This is a genomic window from Kitasatospora sp. NPDC004272 (assembly GCF_053603035.1).
This window is the reverse complement of sequence record NZ_JBSGET010000024.1, coordinates 63,241-71,166: the sequence shown is the minus strand read 5'-3', so window position 1 is coordinate 71,166 and position 7,926 is coordinate 63,241. Positions and strand designations below refer to the sequence as shown.

The following is a 7,926-nucleotide window of genomic DNA, read 5'->3' as shown; positions in this document are numbered from 1 at the left end:
CCCGGGCGCAGATGGGGCACGGGCGGTGCGCAGGTGGGGCGGCGGCCCGGGCGCAGGTGGCGCGGCGGCGGGGCGGCCGGGGGCGGGCCCTCGGCGGGCCGTCCCCGGTGCGGGGGTGAACCGTGGTGCGCAGCGGCCCTGTTGGGGCGCCAGGTGCCCAGGTCGGACGGCCGGGGCCGGGGCCCGTGCCGCGGTGCTGCGGGGCGCAGGTGGGGCGCCGGTGGGGAGCGGCCGGACGGCCGGGCTCCGGCGGGCGGTGTCCATCCGGGTCAGCGGGAGCGCTCCCACGGGTTCTGTCGAACTTCTTGACGGGAGTCCGAGGTCATGGCTTCATATCGGTTGTCCCCGAGCTGAGTTCGCCTCAGCCCGGGCAAAGTATGGGAGCGCTCCCATTGATTGGGAGCGTTTCCGTCGAGTCCCTCCCCCACCCGAAAGGACTCCCTTACCGTGTCGGCAAATCTGACGCGTCGTCTCCGGACGGCTGCAGCGGCCGTGGTGCTCAGCGCCGCGACCGTTGTCCCCCTTGCCCTGTCGACCACCGCCGCCCACGCGGCGACCCGTGTGGACAACCCGTTCGTCGGCGCCGGGGTCTACGTGAACCCCGAGTGGTCCGCGAAGGCCGCCGCCGAGCCGGGCGGCTCGGCTGTCTCCAACCAGCCGACCGCCGTCTGGATGGACCGCATCGCGGCCATCGCCGGTGGCAACGGCACCATGGGTCTGCGCGACCACCTGAACGCCGCGGTGCAGCAGGCCGCGGGCAAGCCGTACGTGTTCCAGGTCGTCATCTACGACCTGCCGGGCCGCGACTGTGCCGCCCTGGCCTCGAACGGCGAGCTCGGCCCCACCGACCTGCCGCGTTACAAGAGCGAGTTCATCGACCCGATCGCCGCGATCCTGGCCGACCCGGCCTACGCGAACCTGCGGATCGTCACCACGGTCGAGATCGACTCGCTGCCGAACCTGACGACCAACGCGGGCGGCACCGCCACCGCGACCGCCGCGTGCGACGTCATGAAGGCCAACGGCAACTACGTCAACGGTGTGGGCTACGCGCTCGCCAAGCTCGGCGCGATCCCGAACGTCTACAACTACGTGGACGCCGGCCACCACGGCTGGCTCGGCTGGGACTCCAACCTGCAGCCGGCCATCGACACCATCAAGCAGGCCGCCACCGCGTCCGGCTCGACGGTCAACAACGTCCAGGGCTTCATCGTCAACACCGCCAACTACGGCGCGCTGCACGAGCCCAACTTCACCGTCGGCGACTCGGTGAACGGCACCTCCGTCCGCCAGTCGAAGTGGGTGGACTGGAACCAGTACGTCGACGAGGCGTCCTTCGCGAAGGCGTGGCGCACCAAGGCGATCGCCTCCGGGTTCAACTCGAACATCGGCATGCTGATCGACACCTCCCGCAACGGCTGGGGCGGCGCGAACCGTCCGGCCGGCCCGGGCCCGAAGACCTCGGTCGACGCGTACGTCGACGGCGGCCGCATCGACCGCCGCTTCCAGACCGGCAACTGGTGCAACCAGTCCGGCGCGGGCCTCGGCGAGCGCCCGAAGGCGGCTCCCGAGGACGGCATCGCCGCGTACGTGTGGGTGAAGCCTCCGGGTGAGTCGGACGGCGCGAGCTCGGCCATCGCCAACGACGAGGGCAAGGGCTTCGACCGGATGTGCGACCCGACGTACACCGGCAACCCGCGCAACAACAACAACATGTCGGGCGCCCTGGCCAACGCCCCGGTCGCGGGCCACTGGTTCTCGGCCCAGTTCCAGGAGCTGCTGAAGAACGCCTACCCGGCGGTCGGCACCAGCACCGCGGACACCACCGCCCCGACCGCCCCGACGGGCCTGGCGGCGACCACCACCTCCAGCAGCGTCGCGCTGACCTGGACCGCCTCCACCGACAACGTCGGCGTGACCGGCTACGACGTGTACCGCGGCGGCACCCTGATCGGGTCCACCAACAGCACCTCGTTCGCCGACTCGGGCCTGACCGCCTCCACCGCGTACTCCTACACGGTCAAGGCGAAGGACGCGGCCGGTAACGTCTCCGCGGCCTCGGCGGCGCTCAGCGTCACCACCTCCGCCGGTGGCACCACCGACACCACCGCCCCGACCGCCCCGACCAACCTGGCGGCCACCACCACCTCCAGCAGCGCTTCGCTGACCTGGGGCGCCTCCACCGACAACGTCGGCGTGACCGGTTACAACGTGTACCGCGGCGGCACCCTGATCGGGTCCACCACCAGCACCTCGTACACCGACTCGGGCCTGTCCGCCTCCACCGCGTACTCCTACACGGTCAAGGCCAAGGACGCGGCCGGCAACCTCTCCGCCGCCGCCGCCGTCACCGCCACCACCCAGTCCGGCACCAGCACCGGCGGCGCCGGCTGCACCGCGACCTACAAGGTCAGCAGCGACTGGGGCGCCGGCTTCAACGCCGACGTCACCGTGACCGCGGGCAACACCGCGATCAAGTCCTGGAAGGTCACCTGGACCTACGCGGGCAACCAGCAGGTCACCAACCTGTGGAACGGCACCGTCAGCCAGTCCGGCCAGTCCGTGACGGTCAACAACGCCGGCTACAACGGTGCGGTGGCCGCCAACGGCACCACCAGCTTCGGCTTCGGTGGCAGCTACTCGGGCAGCAACGCCGTCCCGACCCTGACCTGCACCGCCACCAGCTGACACCAGGCAGCCGGTAGCACGCAGCGAACCGCGGCCGAACCCGACTGACGCGGGCGAAACCGCAACACGCAACACCGCAACACCCCAGAGGCGCCGCCCACTTGCAGAGTCTGCAAGTGGGCGGTCGCCCTTTTCGGCGTTCCGGCGGAGACCGGGGGAGCGGCTGCTCAACCGCTCAACCGCTCGGCAGGTCAGCTGCTCAACCGCTCGGCAGGTCAGCTGCTCAACCGCTCAGCCGGAAGGCGGTGTTGACCAGTGCGACATGGGTGAACGCCTGCGGGGTGTTGCCCAGCTGGCGGCGGGTCGCCGGATCCCACTGCTCGCTGAGCAGGCCCAGGTCGTTGGCCAACGACGCGGTGCGGACGAAGAGTTCGCGTGCCTCGTCCCGGCGGCCGATCAGCGCCAGCGCGTCCGCCAGCCAGAACGAGCAGGCCAGGAAGGCCCCTTCGGAACCGGACAGGCCGTCGGCCGCCCCGTCCTGGTAGCGGCGCACCAGCCCGCCGTGGTCCAGGCCGTGTTGGACGGCCTCCACCGTGCGCACCACCCGTTCGTCGTCCGGCGGCAGGAATCCGGTGCTGGCGACGAACAGCGTGGAGGCGTCCAACTCCTGCGCCCCGTAGGAGCGGACGAACACCTTGCGGCGCGGATCGACGGCCCGCTCGCACACCTCGGCGTGCACCGCCGCGCGCAGCGCCCGCCACTGCTCCAGCGGGGCGGGCAGGCCGGTGGCCTCGGCCATCCGCACCGCCCGGTCGGCGGCGACCCAGGCCATCACCTTCGAGTGGGTGAACTGCCGCCGCCCGCAACGCACTTCCCACAGTCCTTCGTCGGGCTCGCGCCAGCGCGCGGCCAGCGAGCCGAGCAGTGTGCGCAGCAGGCTCCACACCTGCCGCTCCATCGGGAGGCCGGCCCGCAGCGCCAGGTCGAGGGTGTCCACCACCTCGCCGTAGACGTCGAGCTGGAGCTGTCCGACGGCCGCGTTGCCGAACCGGACCGGCCGCGAGCCCAGGTGGCCGGGCAGCCAGTCGGCCTCGGTCTCCGGCAGGCCGCGCTCCCCGGCCACCCCGTACACCGCCTGCACGTCGGAGGGGTCGCCGGCCACCGCGCGCAGCAGCCACTTGCGCCAGGCGGCGGCCTCCTGCCGGAAGCCGCCGCGCAGCAGCGCGGAGAGCGTCATCGCCGAGTCGCGCAGCCAGCAGAACCGGTAGTCCCAGTTGCGCTCCCCGCCGGGTGCCTCGGGCAGTGAGCTGGTCGGGGCGGCGACGATCCCGCCGGTCGGCTCGTACGCCAGCGCCTTGAGGGTCAGCAGCGAGCGCAGCACCGCCTGCCGCCACTCGCCCCGGTAGCTGAGCTGCCCGGCCCACTCGTGCCAGCCGGCCAGCGTGGCGGCGAGCAGCGCCTCCGGGTCGGTGCGGGCGGTGGTGGCCAGGTGCGAGGGCTGCCAGGTCAGCACGAACGGGACGCGGGTGCCGGGGCGGGCGGTGAACTCGGAGACGGTGCCGCCGTCCGCGCCGTAGGTGTGCACGCCCGGCGGGACGCGCAGCCAGGCGGCGTCCGGCCCGGCGACGGCCACCCGGTGGTGCTCGGTGCGGCGCACCCACGGGTCGATCCGGCCGTGGTGGAAGCGCAGCCGCAGCTCGCCGCGGACCGGGACGGCGCCGCTGACGCCCTCGACGATCCGCACCAGTCGCGGGGCCCGGTCGCGTTGCGGCATCAGGTCGACCACCTTGACCTCGCCGTCCGGGGTGCGCCAGCGCGACTCCAGGACCAGGGTGTCGCCCAGGTAGCGGCGCCCGGTGCAGTCGCCCGCGCCGGCCGGGGCCAGCCGCCAGGCGCCGTGCTCGGGGGTGCCGAGCAGGGCGGCGAAGCAGCTGGGGGAGTCGAAGCGGGGCAGGCAGAGCCAGTCCACCGAGCCGTCCCGGCCGACCAGGGCGGCGGTCTGCAGATCGGAGAGGAGCGCGTAGTCCTCGATGTGTCCGCCCATGGGGGTGATTCTGCGCCGTTCGGGGGCCACCGCCAGGCGGGACGCGCCACGCCGCCGTTCGGGCGCCTTGGCTTGCGATGCGCACCATAAATATAGGAAGATCTTTATGTCCTATTGCCATTTTCGACTGCCACGCCGGAAGGAGTGCCGTCATGGCGCGTCCGAACTGGGTGCCCGCAGGGACCGACCTCGACAAGCCGAACGCCGCCCGGGTCTACGACTACTACCTCGGCGGATCGCACAACTTCGAGGTCGACCGCCAGATGGCGCGCAAGGCGATCGAACTCTGGCCGGACCTGCCGAAGATCATGCGGGCTAACCGGGCCTTCCTGCGTCGAGCCACCCAGTTCGCCGCCGAGGAGGGCATCGCCCGCTACCTCGACATCGGCTCCGGCATCCCCACCTTCGGCGCCGTCCACGAGGTCGCCCGCGACTACCACCCCGACGCCCGGGTCGTCTACGTCGACATGGACCCCGTCGCGGTCGCGCACAGCCGGCTGATCCTCGCCGACGACCCGCTCAGCCAGGTCGTCGACGCGGACCTGCGCAACACCGACGACCTGCTGGCCCGTCCCGAGGTCGAGGAACTGCTAGCCCCCGGCGAACCCGTCGCGGTCATCCTGAACGCCGTCCTGCACTTCGTCACCGACGCCGACGAGCCCGCCAAGATCCTCGCCAAGCTGCGCGAGGCCCTCCCCAGCGGCAGCATGCTGATCCTCTCGCACGCCTCCCTGGAGGGCCGCCCCGACCAGGCCGGCTCCCACCAGAGCCTCTACCGCTCCACCCCGACCCCGCTCACCATGCGCAGCCGCGAACAGATCACCGCCTTCTTCGACGGCTACGAACTCGTCGAACCCGGTGTCGTCTACCTGCCCGAATGGCGCCCCGACGACGCCGGGACGGTCGGTCCGCACCCCGAGCGGATGACCGGCATGGCCGGCGTCGGGCGCCTGTCGTGAATGAGTCAGCCGGTACGGACGGGCCCCCCGGTACGGACGGCGTGGTCGGTGCGGACGGCGTGGTCGGTGCGGACGGCGCGACCGGTACGGGCAGTGCGACCGCCGCGGACCCGGCCGCGGACCCGGACGTGACGGCCGCCGCCGTCGCCGGGTTCCACGCCGACTGGGCCGCCATGCTGCGCACCGGGCACGGCGCCGCGGTGCGCCCCGGCGTGCTCAACCCGCTGATCGCCCGCACCGCCGAACTGCTGCACCGCGCCGCCCGGGAGCACCCGTTCCGCCCCGAACTGGCCGGGCAGGCCGGCGCGCTGCTCATCGACAACCAGTTCACCGACCCGCAACTGCTCTCCGAAGCCGTGCAGTTGATCCAGCGCCAGCCCGTCCCGGACGACCGCGGCCCGGCCCTCGGCGGCGCCTTCGCGGCCGGCTGGGCGGCCGCCCTGCGCGAGCGCACGCTGCGCGAGCAGGAGGCGATCCGGCTCGCCGCCGACACCGCCCGGCAGGAGGTCGAGAAGGCCCTGCGCGCCTCCGAGGCCCGGTTCCGGGCGCTGTTCGAATCGGCGGCGATCGGCATCGGCCTCGGCGACACCGACGGCAACATCCTGGCCGTCAACCGGGCCCTCGGCGAGATCTTCGGCGGCGGCCCCGAGGACATGACCGGCGTGCGCGTCAACGACCTGGTCCACCCCGAGGACACCCCCGGCGTCTGGGAGGCGTACGAGGAGCTGATCAGCGGCAAGCGCGAGTACTTCCAGTTCGACAAGCCGTACTACCGGCGCGACGGCGAGGTGGTCTGGACCCACCTGACCGTCTCGCTGATCCGCGACGACGACGGCGCGCCGCTCTACCAGGTCGCCATGCTGGAGGACGTCACCGACCGCTACCGCCTCCAGGAGCGGCTGCGCCACCAGGCCACCCACGACCCGCTGACCGGCCTGCCCAACCGGGCCGCGTTCTTCGAACGGCTGGAGAAGATCTTCGAGGAGCCGGAGCCGGACGCCCGCTTCGGCCTGTGCTACGTCGACCTGGACGGCTTCAAGATCGTCAACGACAGCCTCGGCCACGACATGGGCGACCAGCTGCTGACCGTGGTGGCCCGCCGGCTGGAGAACGCGCTCAGCCCGCTCGGCCACATGGTGGCCCGGCTCGGCGGCGACGAGTTCGTGGTGCTGCTGGAGAACTGCCGCGGCGAGCAGGAGGCGGTGGCCGCCGCCAAGACCGTGCTCGCCGCGCTCACCAAGCCCGTGGTGATCGGCGACCACCGGCTCGCCGTCGGCGCCAGCGTCGGCGTGCTGGAGCGGCGGATCGCCACCACCACGCCCGGCGCCGCCGTCCGGGCCGCCGACCTCACGCTGTACCGGGCCAAGGAGGCCGGGCGCGGCCGCTGGACGCTGTTCGACCCCAAGGAGAACGCGCGCGCCGTCAGCCGGTACGCGGTGTCCGTGCGGATGCCCGCCGCCCTGGACCGCGGCGAGTTCTTCATCGACTACCAGCCGATGGTCGACCTGGCCTCCGGCGCGATGACCGGCGTCGAGGCGCTGGTGCGCTGGCGGCACCCGCAGCTCGGCGTGCTCGGCCCCGAGGAGTTCGTCGGCGTCGCCGAGGAGACCGGGCTGATCATGCCGCTCGGCCGCTGGGTGCTGGAACAGGCCTGCGAGCAGGCCGCCGACTGGGTCGCCAGGTTCGGCGACCGGGCGCCCCGGCTGAGCGTCAACCTGGCCGTCCGGCAGGCCCGCAACGCCGGACTGGTCGGCGACATCGAACGCACCCTGCGCAGCACCGGCCTCGACCCGTCCATGCTCCAACTGGAGATCACCGAGTCGACCGTGGTCGGCCCCGAGGACGAGGCGCTCAAGGCCCTGCACGCGCTGGTCGACATGGGCGTCTCGCTCTCCGTGGACGACTTCGGCACCGGCTGGTCCAACCTGGCCTACCTGCGCGACCTCCCGGTCTCCAACCTCAAGATCGCCGGCTCCTTCGTCGGCGACCTGCACGACCCCGCCAAGGACACCCACCTCGGCTGGCGGATCGTCAGCGGACTCGTCTCGCTCGCCCACACCCTGGGCCTGTCGGTCACCGCGGAGGGCGTGGAGAGCCGCGCCGACGCCGAGCGCCTGCGCCTGATGGGCTGCGACCTCGCCCAGGGCTGGCACTTCGGACGCCCCGTGCGACCCGCCGAGATCGCCCGGCGGATCGCCGAGGCCGACCTGGAGGCCGCGCCCGAACCCGGCCTCGGCTACGAGAGCTGAAACCTTTCTGCCTGCCTGCGCGGCGCTACTTGCCGGCTCTGCGGCC

Annotated in this window: 4 protein-coding genes; 3 read left to right on the top strand and 1 reads right to left on the bottom strand. The window is 72.6% G+C overall.

The genetic code is table 11. The features are described from left to right. The first annotated feature begins 492 nt into the window (after positions 1 to 492). Positions 493 to 2,688, top strand: a complete 2,196-nt coding sequence (locus tag ACWEO5_RS10765) for a glycoside hydrolase family 6 protein (protein ID WP_452162086.1) — start codon at positions 493 to 495, stop codon at positions 2,686 to 2,688. 223 nt (positions 2,689 to 2,911) lie between these two features. Here the strand turns inward: ACWEO5_RS10765 and ACWEO5_RS10760 are convergent, their stop codons facing one another. Next, on the bottom strand, positions 2,912 to 4,672 hold the full coding sequence (locus ACWEO5_RS10760; protein WP_452162085.1) for a glycoside hydrolase family 15 protein: 1,761 nt from the start codon (positions 4,670 to 4,672) through the stop codon (positions 2,912 to 2,914). Positions 4,673 to 4,824: 152 nt separating this feature from the next. Between ACWEO5_RS10760 and ACWEO5_RS10755 the strand changes: the two genes are divergently transcribed. Both ACWEO5_RS10755 and ACWEO5_RS10750 read left to right on the top strand, forming a co-directional pair. Beyond that, positions 4,825 to 5,631 (top strand): SAM-dependent methyltransferase, encoded by an 807-nt coding sequence (locus tag ACWEO5_RS10755; RefSeq protein ID WP_452162084.1) that lies wholly within the window; start codon positions 4,825 to 4,827, stop codon positions 5,629 to 5,631. After that, complete coding sequence (locus tag ACWEO5_RS10750) at positions 5,628 to 7,880, top strand: putative bifunctional diguanylate cyclase/phosphodiesterase (protein ID WP_452162083.1); 2,253 nt, start codon at positions 5,628 to 5,630, stop codon at positions 7,878 to 7,880. Before ACWEO5_RS10755 ends, ACWEO5_RS10750 begins: the two co-directional genes overlap by 4 nt. Positions 7,881 to 7,926: the final 46 nt, after the last annotated feature.